At 46.9% G+C, this 19,658-nt stretch carries 16 protein-coding genes; 2 read left to right on the top strand and 14 right to left on the bottom strand.

The annotated features are described in order from the left end of the window. Positions 1 to 2 precede the first annotated feature (2 nt). Positions 3 to 1,010 carry a glutathione S-transferase family protein gene (locus GUA87_RS13200; protein WP_193717077.1) on the bottom strand — a complete coding sequence of 336 codons (1,008 nt, stop codon included), beginning with the start codon at positions 1,008 to 1,010 and terminating at the stop codon, positions 3 to 5. 120 nt (positions 1,011 to 1,130) lie between these two features. Here GUA87_RS13200 and GUA87_RS13205 point away from each other — a divergent pair, with 120 nt between their 5' ends. Beyond that, a complete protein-coding gene (locus GUA87_RS13205; RefSeq protein ID WP_193717078.1) occupies positions 1,131 to 2,213 on the top strand; it encodes a M14 family metallopeptidase in 1,083 nt (360 codons plus the stop codon). 68 nt (positions 2,214 to 2,281) lie between these two features. On the opposite strand, the gene GUA87_RS13210 is transcribed toward GUA87_RS13205, so the two are convergent. The 11 genes from GUA87_RS13210 to tdh form a co-directional block, all read right to left on the bottom strand. Then, complete coding sequence (locus tag GUA87_RS13210; protein ID WP_193717079.1) at positions 2,282 to 4,006, bottom strand: ABC transporter ATP-binding protein; 1,725 nt, start codon at positions 4,004 to 4,006, stop codon at positions 2,282 to 2,284. Positions 4,007 to 4,017: 11 nt separating this feature from the next. Continuing rightward, a complete protein-coding gene (locus tag GUA87_RS13215) occupies positions 4,018 to 4,947 on the bottom strand; it encodes an ABC transporter permease (RefSeq protein ID WP_193717080.1) in 930 nt (309 codons plus the stop codon). Between the two features lie 5 nt (positions 4,948 to 4,952). Further along, entirely contained in the window at positions 4,953 to 5,924 is a 972-nt protein-coding gene (locus tag GUA87_RS13220; RefSeq protein ID WP_193717081.1) for an ABC transporter permease, read from the bottom strand. Between the two features lie 70 nt (positions 5,925 to 5,994). Further along, complete coding sequence (locus tag GUA87_RS13225; RefSeq protein ID WP_193717082.1) at positions 5,995 to 7,590, bottom strand: ABC transporter substrate-binding protein; 1,596 nt, start codon at positions 7,588 to 7,590, stop codon at positions 5,995 to 5,997. A 161-nt stretch (positions 7,591 to 7,751) separates the two neighbouring features. Continuing rightward, entirely contained in the window at positions 7,752 to 8,915 is a 1,164-nt protein-coding gene (gene argE, locus GUA87_RS13230; protein WP_227711993.1) for an acetylornithine deacetylase, read from the bottom strand. 128 nt (positions 8,916 to 9,043) lie between these two features. Then, positions 9,044 to 9,949 carry a DMT family transporter gene (locus GUA87_RS13235; protein ID WP_193717084.1) on the bottom strand — a complete coding sequence of 302 codons (906 nt, stop codon included), beginning with the start codon at positions 9,947 to 9,949 and terminating at the stop codon, positions 9,044 to 9,046. Between the two features lie 108 nt (positions 9,950 to 10,057). After that, positions 10,058 to 11,497, bottom strand: coding sequence for a SpoVR family protein (locus tag GUA87_RS13240; protein WP_227711994.1), 1,440 nt, complete (start codon positions 11,495 to 11,497; stop codon positions 10,058 to 10,060). 2 nt (positions 11,498 to 11,499) lie between these two features. Further along, entirely contained in the window at positions 11,500 to 12,699 is a 1,200-nt protein-coding gene (locus GUA87_RS13245) for a YeaH/YhbH family protein (protein ID WP_193717085.1), read from the bottom strand. Positions 12,700 to 12,710: 11 nt separating this feature from the next. After that, complete coding sequence (locus GUA87_RS13250) at positions 12,711 to 14,645, bottom strand: serine protein kinase (protein WP_193717086.1); 1,935 nt, start codon at positions 14,643 to 14,645, stop codon at positions 12,711 to 12,713. Positions 14,646 to 14,846: 201 nt separating this feature from the next. Beyond that, complete coding sequence (locus GUA87_RS13255) at positions 14,847 to 16,061, bottom strand: glycine C-acetyltransferase (RefSeq protein WP_193717087.1); 1,215 nt, start codon at positions 16,059 to 16,061, stop codon at positions 14,847 to 14,849. Next, positions 16,058 to 17,116, bottom strand: a complete 1,059-nt coding sequence (tdh, locus tag GUA87_RS13260) for an L-threonine 3-dehydrogenase (protein ID WP_193717088.1) — start codon at positions 17,114 to 17,116, stop codon at positions 16,058 to 16,060. The genes GUA87_RS13255 and tdh overlap by 4 nt, the downstream gene beginning before the upstream one ends. A gap of 91 nt (positions 17,117 to 17,207) precedes the next feature. On the opposite strand from tdh, the gene GUA87_RS13265 reads away from it, so the two are divergent. Beyond that, positions 17,208 to 17,780, top strand: a complete 573-nt coding sequence (locus GUA87_RS13265; RefSeq protein WP_193717089.1) for an XRE family transcriptional regulator — start codon at positions 17,208 to 17,210, stop codon at positions 17,778 to 17,780. On the opposite strand, the gene GUA87_RS13270 is transcribed toward GUA87_RS13265, so the two are convergent. Further along, positions 17,781 to 19,055 carry a glycerate kinase gene (locus tag GUA87_RS13270; protein ID WP_193717090.1) on the bottom strand — a complete coding sequence of 425 codons (1,275 nt, stop codon included), beginning with the start codon at positions 19,053 to 19,055 and terminating at the stop codon, positions 17,781 to 17,783. A gap of 98 nt (positions 19,056 to 19,153) precedes the next feature. After that, positions 19,154 to 19,645, bottom strand: a complete 492-nt coding sequence (locus GUA87_RS13275; RefSeq protein WP_193717091.1) for a cupin domain-containing protein — start codon at positions 19,643 to 19,645, stop codon at positions 19,154 to 19,156. Positions 19,646 to 19,658: the final 13 nt, after the last annotated feature.

The following is a 19,658-nucleotide window of genomic DNA, read 5'->3' on the forward strand; positions in this document are numbered from 1 at the left end:
AATCACCAGCTTTCTGACACCAACGGTTGGAGGCATTTTGCTTTAAGCAAAATCTCCTCTAGTGCGCCTCTCTCCTGAACTGCAGTAAACTTTTGCTTCAGCACATTCAACGAACGGGCGGAATATTTCATCGTATCCTGCTTGAAATCCCGCCCTTTTAAACAAACCGTAAACTCCGCTTTTTCTTGCTTTAAGGCATGCGCATTTTCAAGTGCCCAAGGAAAATAAAGTTCTGCGATTTGATTTGTAAGAATGGGCAACAAAGTCAACTCGAGCGTCCCCCATTCCTCCCATTCACCATTGCTCTCAGGCCTCAGCATCTGTTCGATCCACACTAATATTTCAGGGTATTCTTTTAGAATAGCGCGGGTTGTTGGTTGCTGTGTGCAGCCATATAGCTGGCCAAACAATCCAAAATCAGCAAGCGATGGTTTTCCCCCAAAAATAAACCGTCTCTTTGTCAGATGCTTTTCCAACAAATGAAGTAGATCATCCAAGGAGCGCTCGATGGTTTCCTTATTTTGTTCGTTAGATCCAACAAAGCTAAGTCTCGGCACCATTCTGGTCCTCAATTGCTCCGCAAACAGAGACTGCTCGTCAGGTGAGGCATTAGGGGCAATCGTAGAGGCCAACCCCTCCGAGACTTCAATCTGATCGGCCTCTCGCCACCAACGATAGTGGAACATTGGCTTGTTACCCCATTCATCTGCATATTCCTCAATCATCTGGGAGAGAAATTGCAGCTCCTGCGACACAGGATTTATGGAGTTTTCGGGAAACAACTGCTCCATTTTTTCAAGGATAGGGGTGCTGTCTTGGAGAACGTCTCCATTCGGACAGATAACAAGGGGGACAAGCGGCAGTTTGGCGTGCTTTTGGAAATCCTCTATATTCTCTTTTGTCCGAGGTCTCCATTCGTGAGGAATGTTTTTATACCTAAAATAGGATCTCACCTTCACCGAAAATGGTGAAAATTCAGATCCATAAATTATATAATGTTCATTTCCCATCGCCGCGCTCTTTCTTCTTCTTGGTGTCGAGCTTTATGTCACTTTCTTCAAGTATGTAAAAAAAATCCCACAACAGCAACTGTTTGAGATACAACAAGAGAGGACAAAGGGAGTCGCATAATGAATGTTATTGATAATTTTTCAGCTACCTATTTAGAAGCTCGAAACAAATTTCTAGACGCCTGTAAAGAAAGAGGAATTGTTGTAGAAAGCAACCTCAATGACAGAGCGAAAGGCGCACAAGGTGAAGACCTATATATGGATGTCGCGCGTATCGGACCAGAAGGCGCAAAGAAAGTCCTGATCATCAGCTCCGGCACCCATGGCGGGGAAGGCTTTTGCGGATCAGGCATCCAGATTAATCTTCTCCGCGGTGGTTTCTTTAAGGAACTTCCTGCCGATACGGCCGTTGTTCTCATCCACGCCATCAATCCATATGGCTTCTCTCACGTTCGCCGTGTGAACGAAGATAATATCGACCTCAACCGTAATTTCCGTGACTATTCACAACCACTTCCTGAAAACGAACCTTATCGTGAAGTACACGATATGATTGTTCCAATGGATTGGGATGGTGACGCCCGTGCAAAAGCGGAAGAAGAAATTGCTGCCTATATTGAAAAGAACGGCATGGCTCAGTTCCAAGCTGCGGTAACCGGCGGCCAGCACATTAAGGAAAACGGTATCTTCTTTGGCGGCAAGGAAGCCTCTTGGACAAATGACACGCTCCGTGCTGTTTCAAAGAAACACGCAGGTGACGCAGAACATCTTGCCTTCCTGGACATTCATACCGGCCTCGGCCCTTACGGATTTGGGGAACTTATCTACGTTGGTGATCTGGGAGGCCTATCACGCGCCAATGATTGGTATGACAATGAATGTACATCGCCAGAAGATGGCTCTTCAACCTCGGCACCAGTGACAGGTACAATAAACCTTGGTGTCTGTGAGATGGCGCCGAATGCCACAAACACTTGTGTAGCCATCGAATATGGCACCCTACCAATCATGGAAGTTCTTAACGCTTTGCGTGCTGATAACTGGTTATACGCATACGGTGATGTGAACAGCGAGCTTGGACGGAAAATTAAAAAAGATGTTCGCGACGCTTTTTACTGTGATGCAGATGACTGGAAAGAAATGGTCTGGGAACGTGGTCATTCTGTTGTAACCAAGGCGCTAGCTGGACTAGACAAGTCCTAGAACCCAAATAGACCAAAATAAAAGGGGCCTCAAAAGGCCCCTTTTATTTTGTCGGAAAAAGCGAAAACCTATCCTTCGACTTCCAATCCACGATGGGACAGCTTGTCCAATTTCGGCATCAGCGACAGAAGTTCCTGCGTATAAGGTGCTTGAGGGTCCTTAAACACATCTTCTGTTGCAGCAACTTCCACCAATTGCCCCATCTTCATCACACCGACACGATCGCACATTTGGCGGATCACTGGAAGGTCATGACTGATGAACAACATTGTCAGTCCCAGCTCTTCCTGAAGATCTTTCAGCAAGTTAAGGATCTGCGCCTGAATAGACACATCGAGCGCGGAAGTCGGCTCATCACAGATCAGAAAGCGCGGACGTGTTGCAAGCGCACGCGCAATGGAAATACGCTGACGCTGACCACCTGAGAACTCATGCGGGTAACGAAGCGCCGCCTGGCGGCCCAGTCCCACATGTTCCAGAAGATCTGTCACAATAGTTTCCGTCTCGTGGTTGCTGTTGGTCAGTTTATGGAACCGAATTGGCTCAGCCACGATATCCATTACCCGCATGCGTCCGTTCAATGATGAGAAAGGATCCTGGAAGATCATCTGCATCTGTTTACGGTAATAATCCATTTCTTTCTGTGATTTGATCTTTGTCAGATCATCGCCACCAAAGAAAATTGACCCGCTTGCAGGTGTGTAGAGGCCGGAAATCATACGGGCCACCGTTGACTTCCCTGAGCCACTTTCACCCACCAGACCGAATACTTCACCCTGTTTAATGTCGAAAGAAACATTATCTACAGCTGTGAACATCTTCCGGTTCTTCTTCAGGATTGCCGACTTTGCAATAAACTGCATAACCAGATTTTCGACAGCAACCAATGGTCCATCAACCGCGTCGAAGTCACGCGCCTGTCCTAACCAGTGAGTAGAGATATCGAAGTCCTGCTTACGGTCTTCTTCTTTCTCAATATAGTTCACCATAGGGAAACGTTTCAGACGCACATCTGGACGTGGCACAGCGCTGATCAGGCTCTTCGTATATGGATGATCAGGATCGCCAAGAATTTTCTCGGTCGTCCCCTCTTCCACCAAATCACCACGATACATCACCGCAACGCGATCGGTAATGTCAGCGATTACACCCATATCATGGGTAATAATCAACATACCAACTTGTTTTTCGCGGCAAAGTTTGCGCATCAAATCCAGGATTTGCGCCTGAATTGAAACGTCCAGAGCCGTTGTTGGCTCGTCCGCGATGATAACTTCGGGTTCCGCACACAGAGCGAGTGCAATAACCACGCGCTGACGCATACCACCAGAGAACTGGTGAGGGTAATGCTTGATCCGCTCTTCCGGGTTTGGAATACCAACCTGATCCAAAAGATCAATAGCACGTTCCAACGATTTCTTTTCACCAAGTTTCAGATGCAGATCAATTGTTTCAACAAGCTGTTGTTCAATTGTCTGAAGAGGATCCAATGATGTCAAAGGATCCTGGAAAATCATACCGATGCGACGGCCGCGAATTTTCCGCTTCTCTTCTGATGACAGCTCATCAATCTGCTCACCTTTCAGGTAAACTTTACCACCCGACACACGCCCTGGAGGTTCAAGCAACCCAATGACGGCATTACCAATTGTTGATTTACCTGCACCAGACTCACCGACAACACCCAGAACTTCGCCTGGTTGCACCGTCAAAGTAACATCCTTCACCGCTTTTACAGTACCACGGCGACTTGGGAACTCGATCTCGAGATTATTAATATTCAACAAATCCATCTCAGATCTCCTTAGCGCAGTTTCGGGTTCATGGCGTCACGTAGCCAGTCACCAAGTAAGTTCACTGCAAGCACCAGAATAACCAGTGCAGCGCCTGGGAAGATAGTAATCCACCATTCACCAGAGAAGAGATACTCATTGCCAATACGGATCAAAGTACCAAGAGATGGCGTGGTTGGCGGAACACCCACACCGAGGAAGGAAAGGGTCGCCTCAGTAATAACCGCAATCGCCAAGTGAATGGTTGCGATAACCATTACCGGCCCCATGACGTTTGGAAGAACGTGACGGCGCAAGATTGTACCCGGACGAATACCAATGACCTGAGCAGCCTGAACATATTCCTTGCCCTTCTCAACGAGAGTAGAGCCACGAACTGTACGGGCATATTGGACCCAACCGGAAATGCCAATGGCGAAGATCAGAACGTAGATCGCCAGCTCTTCATGCAATTCTTTTGGTACAAGACCACGGGCAACACCATCAACCAACAGGGCAATCAAAATCGCGGGGAATGAGAGCTGAATGTCAGCGACACGCATGATAAACGCATCCACACGACCACCAGCATAACCGCTGATCAAACCAAGTGTAATCCCAACTACCATCGAGAAAATAACTGAGGCGAAACCAACCAATAGGGAAATTCGCGCACCATATATAATGGTTGAGAAAATATCACGTCCCTGATCATCCGTTCCGAGAAGGAAGCGAGTTTCACCATCCTCCATCCACGCAGGTGGAAGGCTGGAATCCATCAGGTCAATTGAAGCGAGATCAAAAGGATTGTGCGGGGAAACCAACGGAGCAAAAACTGCTGCCAATAGGAAAATCACCGTAACTATGAACGCGATAATCGCAACGGGGCTCTTTTTGAAGCTGTGCCAGACATCGCCATCCAAGAAACGCTCAAGGCGCGTTGTTTCAACTGTTTTATCCATTTTCATCACCCGTCGCTAGAGCGTAGTCGTGGATCAACAGCGTAGTACAAAATATCCACAATCATATTGATCAAAACAAAAAAGAAAGCAATTAGAACAAGATAGGCCGCCATAATAGGAATATCCACGTCAGCAACCGCTTGAATAAAGAGAAGGCCCATACCAGGCCACTGGAACACACTTTCTGTAATGATCGCAAAAGCAATCAAAGAACCAAGCTGCAAACCAGTAATGGTAATAACAGGCACCAATGTATTTTTAAGGGCGTGTTTAAAATGAACAGAACGATCAGGCAGGCCGCGTGCGCGTGCAAATTTCACAAAATCTGTCCGAAGTACCTCAAGCATTTCAGCCCGAACGAGGCGCATAATCAAGGTCAACTGGAACAACGCCAATGTAAAAGATGGCAGGATCAGAGATTTCAGGCCGGAAGCGGTTAAGAAACCCGTGGTCCATGTTCCGATTTCAATGACGTCACCGCGACCAAATGTTGGCAGCCAACGAAGGACCACGCCAAACAGCAAAATCAGCAAAATACCTGTCAGGAAGGTCGGTAATGACACACCTACCAAAGAGGTCGTCATAATAAACTTGGAAATAATGCCGTTACGCTTCAACGCCGTATACACCCCAAGCGGGATACCCAACACCAGCGCTAAGATCGCTGAAACAAAAGCCAACTCCAGGGTAGCAGGCATACGCTCAAAAATGAGATCGCTTACAGGTGTTTTGTATTTGTAGGAAATTCCAAAATCCCCTTGGGCAGCGTTTAACGCAAACCGACCAAACTGGACGATAAATGGATCATTGAGACCCAAATTCTCGCGCAATTGTTCGCGCTCTTCCTGGGTCGTATCCTGACCCACCATGTTGTTAATCGGATCACCGACAAACTGGAACATGGCGAAGGCGATGAGAGCCACTGTAAACATCACAACGACGGATTGCAGCAGTCTCTTTAGCAAAAATGAAACCATGGCATATATTATAAAAAGAGAATAAAAAAAAATCAGGGCCCGCACATGCAGGCCCTGAGGAAAAGTCGTATTACTTGTTTACGACTACATAGCGGAAGTCCAGGCTGTTGTCTGGACGTTGAACAACAGACACACGGTCGCTCGCACCCCAAGACAGTGGCTGCTGGTGGATAGGCAAGTAACCAACTTCTTCCTGAACTGTCTTGAACACTTCAGCAATCATAGCGTTACGTTTTGCCTGATCTGTTTCAGAGCCAATTTTCGCGGAAAGTTCGTCAACTTTAGGGTTACAGTAGTTACCCAGATTGAACATACCTTTCTTTGTTTCTTTGTTCTGACACATCAGCAGTGAAGAAAGAACGTTTTCCGTGTCCATAGTACCTGGTGTCCAGCCGAGGAGGTAGAAGCTAGTGTCGTAGCCACCTGTCGCCAGAACTTTACCGAAGTATTTGGATTTTGGCTGTGCCAGCAGATCAACTTTAACACCTACTTTAGCCAGCATGGATACAACAGCCTGACAGATTTTCTCGTCATTTACATAACGGTTGTTCGGGCAGTCCATAGTAACTTCGAAACCATCAGCGTAGCCAGCAGCTGCCAGCAACTCTTTGGATTTTGCCGGATCGTAAGCGTATGGAGTGTTCAGCTCTTTGGACCAGCCATTAATCTGAGGCGCAACCATCAGACCTGATGGAGTTGCAGCGTTACGCATAACTTTCTTCTTGATCGCATCCAGATTCAAAGCGTGAGCAAATGCCTGACGAACACGAACATCTTTGAAAGGGTTTTTGCCTTTGATGTTGGAGTGCAGCAATTCATCACGGCCTTGGTCCATACCAAGGAAAATTGTACGTGCTTCTGGACCAGCAAGTGGCTTAACGCCTTGAGCTTCTTCCAGACGTTTCCAGTCTTGAACAGGAACTGGGTATACCAGATCAAGCTCACCGGAGATCAGAGCAGCAACACGTGTCGCAGCTTCTTTAATTGGAGTAAATTCAACGCGTGTAACGTTGGATTTCATGTTGCCCCAATAGTTGCCGTTACGCTCGTAAACAGTTTTAACGTCAGGCTTATGTTCTTTCACGATGAAAGGGCCAGTGCCGTTGGCGTTCAGGTTCGCGTAGTTAGCTGAGTTTGCATCTGACGCGCTTGTTGCTGTCACAGTTTTGTTCTTCTCGGACCATGTTTTGTCCATGATGAAGATGTAAACCAGATCAGATGTCAGAATTGGGTTTGGAGCTGGTGTTTCAACGATGATCGTGTGGTCATCAACAATTTCGATGCCTTTGATCTTTGAAGCACGTGCAATCTGGTCAGAACCTTCTGCCAGTGCGCGCTGCCAAGAGAAGACTACGTCTTCAGCAGTAAAGTCGCTGCCGTCATGGAATTTTACGCCTTTACGAAGGTTAAATTTCCATTTTGTTGGCTCAACTGTTTCCCAGGATTCAGCAAGACCAGGTGACGCAGCAAGGTTTTCATCATAAATGACGAGACCTTCATATACGTTATTCAAAGAACCAAGCAGGAATGTTTCGTTCAATGAATGCGGGTCCAAGGAACTGAGGTTACCCTGGAACGCAAATTTAAAAGTTTCGGCTTGAGCCAGCGGAGATACTGCCAAAGTGGCAGCCGCTGCTGCAGCCATAAGTCCATGACGCAATTTCATTTTATAGAATCTCCCTATGTTCATGGTTACTAATATCAAGTGGCAATCTAATTAAATAAACCGCCATTTTTGCCCTTACCTCTCCCAGTATCAGGGCAATCTACTAAAGACACTAAACAATAGTTATACATCTGTCTATGCCATCTGTACTGGCATATGAGTTAAGACAGTTCCTTAATAAGTTTCTTAAAGAAATCAACTGACTGATTTACTTGATCCAATTCAATATATTCATTTGGCTGATGCGCGATTCCAATTGAGCCAGGCCCACAGATGACGGTGGACATGCCTGCTTCCTGAAACTGCCCAGCTTCAGCAGCGTATGACACAAAAGTCGTACTATTTTTACCTGTCAGCGATTTACACAGCATTTCTGCTTCACCATTTTCTTCTGGTTGAAGCGCAGGTGTACCAGAGCGTAATGTTGTTTCGATGTTACAAACTGGTGAGACGGCTTTCATCGCCGGAAGAAGTTCTTCCTGACAATATTTTTCAAAGCGATCAATGTAATCTTGAGGATCTTCTCCCGCCACATACCGGATATCCCATACAAACTCACATTCGCGGGAAATAATATTCATGGCTGTGCCGCCATTTATCACCCCAACATGCAGTGTTGTGTAGTTTGGTGATGGAAGATACAGGCTATTAGGGTCAGCTTTTGCCTTATTTTCCGCCATCATGTCGCCAATGAAGTTCACCAGCTTCGCGGCAGTCATTACCGCACTCACCCCATCTTCAACAAGGCTGGAATGCGCTTCAAGGCCTGTGACTTTTGTCATCAATCCGACAATGCCTTTATGGGCGGTCACGATTTCCATCATTGTCGGCTCACCAACCACAACAGCACGTGGCTTTGGGTGTTTTTCGACAATCTGGTCAATCATACGAGGAGAGCCGAGGCAGCCGATTTCCTCGTCATAAGACAGTGCAAAATGCATCGGTTTCTTCAATCCGGCTTCCAACATTTCTGGAACCAGAGACAAACCGATGGCTGAGAAACTCTTCATATCCGCAGTTCCGCGGCCATAAAGTTTACCGTCTTTTTCTACAACAGTGAAAGGATCTGTATCCCAAGGCTGGCCGTCAACAGGCACAACATCTGTGTGCCCAGAGAGGACAATACCGCCTTCTACATTCGGTCCAACGGTTGCAAAGAGATTGGCTTTCGTTCCATCGTCGTTATAGATTTTCTCAGACGGGATGTCATATTCAGCCAGATAGTCAGCTACGAAGTCGATCAATTCCAAGTTAGAATTTCTTGAAACAGTGTCAAAGGACACCAATTTTTCGATCATTTCCACCGGGGTATATCGGGAAGCCAACAGTCTCTCCATTTGTTTGAACTCAACGTGGTTGCAAACATTAACAGCCTAAGTTGCCGAGTAAAGACAATTTGACGCACCCCACCCAAAAAGTGACCAGATTCTTACAACACTATGAAATTATTGCGTCAGAAGGGCAGAACAAGAAATAGTATTCCAACAGCGATCAACATGACCCCGGCGAACTCCACCAGAGTCGTTCTTTCCTTGAAGACGAAATAGGAGATGGCGAAGGTGAAAATCAATTCGATCTGTCCAACAGCACGAACATAGGCTGCATTTTGTAGTGTCATGGCCGTAAACCAACCAATAGAGCCCAGCAAGCTAAAAACACCTACCCAAATCGCAACGCGCCATGCTTTCAGCGATGCCATGAACTGTGCTCGTTCCACAATCAGGATATATGCTGTCATGATCAGTGATTGAAAGGACAAAACCCAGACAATCGAAGTTGCCGCCTGCATGATGGCCCCTTCACCACCAAGCGACAATCCAGCGCCACGGTAACAAACTGCGCACACGCCAAACAAGCCACCTGACAACAACCCGTATAATGCTGGCTTTCCTGTCCAACCGAGCATCACTTCTTTTAATGTGAGCTTCCCGCCCGAGACGGAGATCAGCATTATCCCAACAAAACTAACTGCAATGGCAATGATCGCTGGGATACTGAGGCTGTCCCCCAACAGCACCAGTCCGATAAATGCCGCCTGCACAGTTTCTGTCTTTGAATAAGTAGTTCCTACAGCAAAATTCCGAAGGCTGAATAATTTTACAAGAAAGGCGGTGGCCAGAATTTGGGTCGTTCCACCAATTATGACATAGGTAAAAAACTCCAGATTTGGCGTGTAAAACGGGAAGTTCCCAACTTCATGAAGACCGAAAATATAGATAAACGCAAAAGGAACACCGTATAGAAAGCGAATATAGGTAGCCCCGCCTGTCGTCAGGTTCTTGGCCAAATGCTTTTGAAGTGCGGTTCTGACATTTTGGAAAAATGCGGCCGCAATAGTGATCGGTATCCAGAGTTCCATATGACTTTCTTTATTTTTCTACGGGCCGCCAGTAGGGCGTCACATGGAAAATTAGTCAAATGCTGCTTTGGAATACCCCTTATGCATTCTACTGGATTTTAGTGTGATTTAGATATCAAGGCCGTAATGATAGATGTGAAACTCATCATCCATCACACCCCTCTGCAATGCCGCTCCATCTTCACTAATGAGATAGGTCGCTTCAGATCCATTAAGGTTCGTTGACAAAGAAACCGGATGACGCCAGAGACTGTAGAGATGTTCTAGGGTTTTTTCGGCATAATTCGCTTCCAGTTCCCGACCGTCATACTCATGCTCTAAATATAATGTGTTTGTTGAGCTCGTATTCATATCCGTAATAAATATACGTGGAATTGACCCCAGCCCTACAGAGTTCGCCAGCAAACCTCTTATTTCTTTCCACTCGTCATCACGGGCAATCTTTGTCACGATCCAATCGCTATCTTGGGGTTCGGCTACAAACAGATCCAACTTCTCCAGCGTTTCCCGATCCATAAAGCGCCTGATAAATGAAGCGTCTCGATCAACCTCACGAATTTCAAAGAGTTTTTCACGGACTTCAGGCGAGATAGGTTCTTCCGCGTGACGCCTTGCATAGCCCAGCTCTTTTTCTTCGATCCGGTCCCAAAGCGTCAGTCCAATATTATACGGGTTCAGGTCTCCCGGAATTGGCCTAACCACCTGATTATGTCTTACAAGAAATTCCAGATAAATTTCATCTGGCAAATCCAGACTGTTTAGAATTTCACGATGCCAAAAGCAGGCCCAGCCTTCATTGATGATCTTTGTTTCCATTTGCGGCTGGAAATATAGCGCTTCTTCATGGACGATTGTCAGGATGTCTTTTTCCCACTCCAACAATGCAGAGTTGTTGTCACGAATAAACATAAGGATGTTTTCGTCAGGCTCGACAACCAACTGCTCGTGCAACCTTCCAAGATCCTCATCTGTCAAAAGGCTGCTTTTGATTTTACGTTCTTTTTGCTCCTGCAATCCTAAACGCTTGATCTGTTGGTTCCGATTGCACTGAAAAGACAGAGCATGCGCTGCATCCAATATACGCTCCACCCCGGAAGCACCTATGGATGGATCCTCTACATATGACCTGATCCGATCCGCATGCGCTTTGAAACGGGCCACGACATGTTCCGCTTGGGTATGTGCAAATGTAATGTTGTTTTTGAAGAAATCGTTATGCCCATAGACATGGGCCATGGTCAAAATTTGCAGTGCAAGGGAGTTGTCACGCATCAAGCCTGCGATACAAGGATTACTATTTATAACCATTTCATATGGAATACCCTGCACCCCGTAATCATAAAGTGTTCTGGTTTTCTCAAACGATTTTCCAAAAGACCAGTGCGGGTAATGGGCTGGCATCCCGTGATATGTCATCATCCCGAGCATTTGAACGTGGTCACAGATTTCAAACTCCTGCGGATAACAATCCAGCTCGAACTCCGCCACCTGTTCAGAAACAAGCGCTTCCCACCTCTCAAGGTCTTTCAGGTCATAATGTATCGCCATCCTTACCCCTCCTCTAACTCAAGCGGTTCTCTTTCTTTTGATAAGAACGCTTTGAATTTGGGCCAGATATCGGATTTAGAGGTAATCTGTAACGTCACAAAATTGTCGGATGTCAGCTTTTCAAAGTTCTTGGACATGGAAACACCCCAGGATGTCACACCTCCGGGCTTTATTTCCCCATATCCAAAGAGGTTGGACTTCTTACACAGCTCTTCTGCCAATTTTAAAGTGAGCGGCACGTCTTCTGAGAAATTATCTCCATCAGAACAATGAAACGCGTAGATGTTCCAAAGAGTTGGATGGAACCTCTCTTCAATAATTTCGAGCGCCTTCTTGTATCCGGACGAGATTTTAGTCCCGCCAGCTTCCCCTTTGTGGAAGAAGCTGTCTTCATCAACCTCTTTAGCGATTGTATCGTGGGCCACAAAAACGATTTCTGTCTGGCGATATTTCAAGCGGACAAATTGGTAGAGAAGAAAGAAAAAGGATCTGGCCAGATACTTCTTCATCACCGTCATGGACCCAGACGTATCCATAATACAAAGCACAACGGCGTTTGACTGATATTTGATATCGGGTTTTCTGCGGTGGTATCTGAAGTCCCGTTTATCAAAAGAAAAGCTCTCCTCTTCCCCAGGATCGATTGGTGTTTCCTGCTGCCTATCCCGAATGAGTTTCCTGCGAAGCCTGTTCTTTGCGGTTTTCTTTTTATCAAGGTGCGCTCTCACCCCCGCTCTTTTGGTGCCTGCTCTTTTCCGTGCGCCTAATGTTTCCAAGACACGCAACGGCTTTTTCTCCAGATCTGGCAATTCTAAATCTTCAAACATGATCTCGACCAGCTCTTCTAAAGTCACATCAGTTTCGAAGTAATCTTCGCCAGGTTGATCACCCACAGGCCCTTCTTCTCCTTGTCCCTCTTTTTTGATCTTACCGACTTGATCGCCCGGTTCAGTATCACCATTGCCTTGTGCGACGCGTGGTTGGTTCTGACCATAAACAAACCGGTATTCTTTTATGCCTCGGATCGGGACTTTGACAATGCTGTCCGGGCCGCGACCAATGATGGACTGTTCGGAAATTACATCAGCGATATTTTCCTTTAAGGCCTCCCGCAGCTTTTCACGATGCCGCTGTCGATCACCGGAGGAGCGATCTGATTGCTGGCTATCTGACGGGGAATAAGGTCGGAAAATGGCACTCATTTCCCTCTCCTTTAATCCTTCCACAGATGGTTTGCTGCGTATTTAAGAACAACATCCGCGGAATACTCATTATATCCACGGTCCAGCATGTTGCTCACCAGATCCCCAAATTTTTGCCGCTGATCCTCATCACGGGTACGGGCTTTTGTAATGATGCGGCTGATATCCCGAACGGATTCCATCAGTTTCTTTTCAATAGCTTCGCGAAGTGGATCATAGCTTTTGTAATTCACTTTTTTCCCGCGGCGACCTATGGCCCAAAGATAAGAGATAACCTCCTGACGGAAGCCATCCACAGACGATCCAATAATCGCGATCTGCTCCTCGATATTTTTAAGGAAATCCTCATCGGGCTCCATGTCTTCGCTGCTATCGCGGTCTTTCAAAGTCGTTTTATTGACATAGGCTTCAGCGTGATCAAGGTAGTTATGGAACAGTGTTTCAGCCTGTTCTTCATAGGCATACACAAAGGCCTTGGTGATTTCTTTCTCCAAAATCTCCAGATATGCTTTATGAATCGTATCTTGCAGAAGTTCCAAATAGTATTTGCGAATATCATCCGCAAAATCCATTTCCTTCACCATACGGATCATCACATCACGAATATGGATAGGGGTAATGCCTTCCTGACTGTCCGTCAGAGCACTATCAATGGCTTTCATGATAAAGCGTGGTGAAATTCCACTCATACCTTCGAACGGCGCATCTTCTTTGAGCTCCATAAGGTCGATTTTCTTGGTGCGACCTTTCTCAACGACATCCTCACCGTTATAAAGTCGCATCTTGGTGATCACATCGCATTTAGGCGATTTATGCAGCCTGCTCATCACAGCAAACATGGCGGCGACCTTGAGGGTATGAGGCGCAATATGAGACTTAAACCCAGAGCGCCCTAGCATTTTCTCATAAATCTGGATTTCTTCATCAAGACGAAGATTATATGGCACCTTAACGGTGACAATACGGTCCAGAATGGCCTCATTTGTATGATCAGCCCTGAACCTTCGCCATTCCGCTTCATTTGAATGGGCCAGGATGACAGCATCCACATATATTGTCCCATGACGACCGGGGGCTGGGACAAATTTCTCCTGTGTTGCCGTGATAATGGAATGCAGATATTCCGTTTCGTTCTTGAACACCTCAATGAACTCAACAATACCGCGGTTACCAACATTGAAGGCACCGTTCAGGTCAAGAACCCTTGGATCCCCTTCGGAATATTTATCCAGTTTCGAAATATCTTCCGATCCAATCAGGACGGACGTATCCTGATTATTGGGATCAACTGGCGGGACCACCGCAATACCTCGGCGATGCACTCTTGAAAAAGTGCTGGTGGTTACCGGGAATTTCTCGTATTTCCCCTCAAATTCATGTTCTAACCGATGGCGGCAAACCGGACAAAGCTCTCCTTCGATTTGGACTTCCAACATTTCATTGAATTTCTCGCGAAGAGATCGCGGAACCAAATGCAATGGTTCTTCGCGGATAGGGCACCCGTCAATCACAAAAATTGGATCGGCTTCTGTTAGCTTGCGTTTTAGATGTTCGGAAATGGAACTTTTACCTGCCCCAACCGGACCCATGAGGTAGAGGACTTGGCGGCTCTCCTCTCCTTTCATGGCGGCGGCATGGAAGTAGCGGACGATTTTTTCCAATGCCGGCTCTATTCCAAAGAACTCCCCTTTGAAGAAATTGTAAACTCTAGGCGGTGTATCCCCCCAGAGCTTCAAGGATCTCGCTGAGTTATCCTTTTCCTCCTCAGGAATTTCTCCTGCTTGGCTGATTACTTCATACATGTGACGATGCGCCAATGCGAAAGTTTCCGGCTTTTCCCGGACAAGCTCCAGATAATCCAGAAACGTTCCGCTCCACACTTTACTCTGCTGTTCAGCCTGATCCTTCTCTATAATTTTTCGAAAATCATCATTTATTCTACTCATAAGCGAAGTCTCCATCTTGAATGCCGCCTTTCAAGCATCCGGAGTGAAAGGCCCTCTTATTCAAATTGGTCTTCTTCGCCCATACATCAAGAAAAAATAATATATATTTACACGTATAAATAAATAATAATCTATTGAATATAATAGCTTATTATTATTTCAAGAATATATGATTTTCTTAAAAGGGGCTGATCTGATATTCTATTTTCTAGCTATTGCCTGAACATCCTCTGGTAGTGTTTTGATGATCGATGCCAGAGTGTCCGCAGCTTGTTTCAGGTCCTCCTCATTATGCAGGTAAGAGACCTGGAATCTGACACGAGCCTCACCCTCTGGCACCACGGGGAAACCAAACCCCGTTACAAAGATCCCTTTCTCCAGCATCTTGCTGGCAACTTCGATCGCCGTGGCCGTTTGCCCTAAGATCACAGGAACAATCGCACTCTCACCAACGAGAGGCTTTAAGCCTAAATCCTGAAGGTAACTTCTGAACCAATTTGCTTTTTTCTGCAACACAGCGACTCTTTGTGGATCATCTTGCAATAATTGAATGGAAGTTGATCCAGCCGCCGCAACACTTGGTGGCAACGCATTCGAAAACAGGTGTGGTCTGGATTTTTGAATAAGTGTTTCACGTACAGATGAAGGACAGGCAACAAAACCACCTGTTCCGGCCCCAAGCGCCTTACCCAAGGTACCTGTGAAAATGTCAATCTGATCCAATACTCCGTAATGTTCAGCGACACCCAATCCGTGTTGACCCATTACCCCAAGACCATGAGAGTCATCCAAAACAATCAACGCATCATACTTGTCTGCAAGCTCAACGATCTGATCAAGTGGCGCAATATCACCTTCCATAGAGAAAACGCCATCAGTTACGATAATGCGCGCAGGTGCCAATATCGCCGCTTCAAGTTTTTCTTCCAGATCCGCCATGTCTGAATGTTTATAGACTTGCTTTTGAACACCTTTACCAGCCACACGAATGCCATCAATCAGGCTTGCGTGATTAAGTTCATCAGAAAGGATCACATCCCCTTCCCCGCATATAGCGGAAAAAAGACCCGTATTTGCAGCCCAGCACGAAGAATAGGTAAGCGCAGCCTCTGTCCCATGAAGACTTGCCAGATCTTTCTCCAGCTTTTCATGAACTGTTTGGGTACCGCAGATGAAGCGAACAGACGCCGTACTCGCACCGAAGTGATCCAGCGCCTGTTTTGCGGCGCTTACCACAATGGGATCATTTGCAAATCCTAAATAGTCGTTGGAACAAAAAAGAGTAACTTGCCCTTGTCCTTCCAGCTCAACACGGGCACCAATGGCGCTTTCTAACGATCGCAGGTGCTTATAGGTTCCGTTCTCTTCGGCTTTCTGCAACTGGCCAGCCAAACGCTCTAATAGCTTCTTGCTCATGCAACTTCTCCCAACGCACCGTGACCAAATTCCAAAACAACCTTCCCGCAGGCGCCTTCATCCATTAGATGAAACCCTTTTTCAAACTGCCGCGCGGGCAGACGGTGTGTGATCACCTTTTCTATGAGATCTGGGTTTTTCAGCATAAACGCCTCAACCTGAAACCAGGTTTCATACATACGGCGGCCTGTTACCCCGAGAAGCCGGATCCCTTTCATGACAACTTTACCGCCAAGATCCAATTCAACAGGTCCTCCCGGAATACCGAGGAGAGCAACAGTTGCGCCTGGCGCGGCAATATCCAACGCTGCATTTAGCGCTGCACCGTTACCGCTTACTTCGAGAACAGCATCTGGCCCCCGTCCATCCGTCAGATCCAGTATATCGGATTTACTGTTTTCATGACGCGGATTAACAACCAGATCCAAATCCAACTCAGACGCAATGGCTGCACGCGCCTGGTTAGGTTCCTGCAAGGTGACCGTGCGCGCGCCATGAGATTTCGCAATGGCCGCCGCAAACAACCCAATTGGGCCACCGCCAACAATCAAAACATTCTTTGCACGTACATCTGCGCTTGCAACCATGTGCATGGCATTGCCAACAGGGTCAAAGACAGCTGCATGGTGATCAGGAATGGCGTCAGGGACTTTCCAAAGGTTACTTGCCGGAATGATCGCTTTTTCGGCAAAAATGCCAGGACGATCTACACCGATAATTTCTGTTTTCTCACAAATATGGGCGTTACCGCTTCGGCAGAGGGCACAAGTTCCGCAGGCAATATGGCATTCGGCGGAGACACGCTCCCCGATCTCATAGCCCTCAACCCCATCACCGATCGCCGAAATCACGCCAACAAATTCATGACCGATCACCATAGGTGTTTTAATTCGCCCTGAAGACCACTGATCCCAACTGTAAATATGATAATCAGTTCCGCAGATCCCGGCCGCAATAACATCTACCATCACCATACCAGGCTCAGGCTTTTGTAGTTCTGGTTCGTCAACGGACCACACCCCCCGCTCAGCTTTTGATTTAGCAATGGCAAACATGTGTATTTCCTCTATCAATTGGAAAAAAGTTCGATATAATGGATCAATGTCGCGTACAATATATTGGATTTAATTCCTGTCAACTGAAAATATGAATAAGATCGCTTTGAAAACTCCGACCGTTGGAAAGACCGTAAATCGACTTCGCAAACAGAAACAACTGACGTTGGATCAGTTGGCGAACCAGTGCGGCATGTCAAAATCCATGTTATCTCAGATAGAGCGGAACGAGACCAACCCAACTCTCGCCATCGTATGGCGCCTTGCTGAGGCATTAGGGCAGAGTATTGATGATCTGGTGAGGGGGGAGGAAAACCCCGGCAGCCTTCAGGTGGTCCCCGCCAATTCCATCCCTGTGCTTCATGATCCGGACGGCAATTATACCTTAAAAATTTTGGGACCGGCCGATCTGGTCAATCAGATTGAATGGTATGAGCTAACCATTAATCCGGGCGCGTCTTTGGTTTCCGAACCTCATGAAAGAAGAACGATGGAGCACCTCACCATTTTGGAAGGGGAAGTAGAAATCGAAGCTGGTGACGAACATAACACCGCCAAAGCGGGTGAAACCGTTCGTTATGGGTCCGATCGTCCACACGCAATCCATAACCGCACCGGTAAAGAAGCACGGCTGATTATGGTCATGCTATTGGGCGGAGGTTAATTACAAGATCAGGATCGCCCTGAAATCATTAACATTTGTTCTTGTGGGGCCCGTTTTTACAAGATCCCCCAGCGCATCAAAGAAACTATAGGCATCATGTCGCGCCAGATATTCGGCTGCACTGATGCCTTTTTTATGGGCACGTGCGATTGTATCCGGTCGCATGATGGCACCCGCGTTATCTTCGGTCCCGTCAATTCCATCTGTATCCGCGGCAATGGCATAAACCCCTTCCATCCCATCCAACTCTTTGGTCAATGACAGCAGAAATTCTGCATTTCGTCCGCCACGCCCAGTCTCTCCAGCATCAGATTTGACGGTCACGGTTGTCTCCCCGCCTGAGATAATCAAACATGGTTTGGCCACAGGCAGATCACGTTCCTTCACATAGCGGGTAATTCCAGCCATTACACGGGCGACCTCTGCAGCCTCCCCTTCGATGCTATCCCCCAATGACACGACGGATAACCCTGCTTCTTCTGCTTTTTTAGTCACCGCAACAAGGGATTGATGAGGAGTGGCAATCATATGCACCGCCCCTGCCTTAAAAGCTGGATGGTCCACGTCAGGTGTTTCCGCAGCTGCCGTTTCAAGGAAAGTGCTTACATCTTCAGGCGGTGTGATCCCATATTTCAACAACACAGCTTTCGCATCAGCAGAGGTCGTCTCATCAGGAACGGTAGGCCCCGATGCAATCACCGACTGATCATCCCCCGGAACATCTGAAATAAGATATGTCATCATTTTAGCGGGCCATGCTGCGACGGCAAGACGACCACCTTTGACCGCAGACAGCTTTTTTCGAACCGTGTTAATCTCAGAAATGCTCGCCCCAGACTTTAGAAGCGATTTATTCACCGTCTGCTTGGATGATAGGGACACACCGTCTGCTGGTAAGGACAAAAGGGCGGATCCCCCGCCTGAAATCAAGCAAATAACTTGATCATCTTCTCCAAGAGAAGAAACCAGTTTTAAAATCTCCTCTGCGGCTTCTTTACCTGCGCTGTCAGGAACCGGATGTCCGGCTTCGATGACACGAATTTTCTTTAAATTCAGGCCGTGCTGATAACGGGTGATAACAATCCCACCAAGGTCTCCACCTTGCCAATTGTCTTCAACAACCTTCGCCATTGCAGCCGCGCCTTTTCCAGCACCAATGACAATAGTTTTCCCTTTGGCTGGCTCAGGAAGCGGCATGGCATCAATTGAAGGCATTGCTGCGGCAACAGCAACATCGAACAGGGAGGCAAGAAACTCAGATGGGTTATCTAACATGAAGATCTATTCTGAAATAAAGGACGATACGGCATTATCACAAAAATAAAGGGGCCTGACTAGATCAAGTCCACTCTATTTCGCGATATGAAAGACAGTTATTTTTTGCCAACATTGCCGCCGATTTCTTCAATATCGTCTTGGTCAACCAGATTCCAGCCGACACTTTTCTGCCTAAAGATACGTTTCTTCAGTCGGGTGTAATCCGCTATGTCATGCTCGTTGCGCTCCCCCACAACGATACAACGGAAAAGCACATCGCCAGTATTCTTTAAAGAATGGGATAAACCACCTTTGCGGTAGCCAATAAAATCTCCGGGACCTATTTCAAAGTTCTCCTCTCCCACATAGGCGGTAGCAGTCCCTTCCAGTACATAGACGCACTCATCTTCGTGATAATGCACGTGATGCTCCGTTGTCTCATCACCGGGTTGAACTTCAACAATATGAAATCCAAACCCGGTAAGGCCTGTCAAATCACCAAGCGATTTGTTGACCCTGATGGCTTTATCGTTCAGGAAATGAACTTTCTTCACGCCTTCAAATTCTGAAATCTGCTTCGCGGTAACGAGGTATTTATCTACGGACATTCGGCATCCTTTG

The sequence above is a fragment of the Sneathiella sp. P13V-1 genome (assembly GCF_015143595.1).
Taxonomy (GTDB): Bacteria; Pseudomonadota; Alphaproteobacteria; order Sneathiellales; family Sneathiellaceae; genus Sneathiella.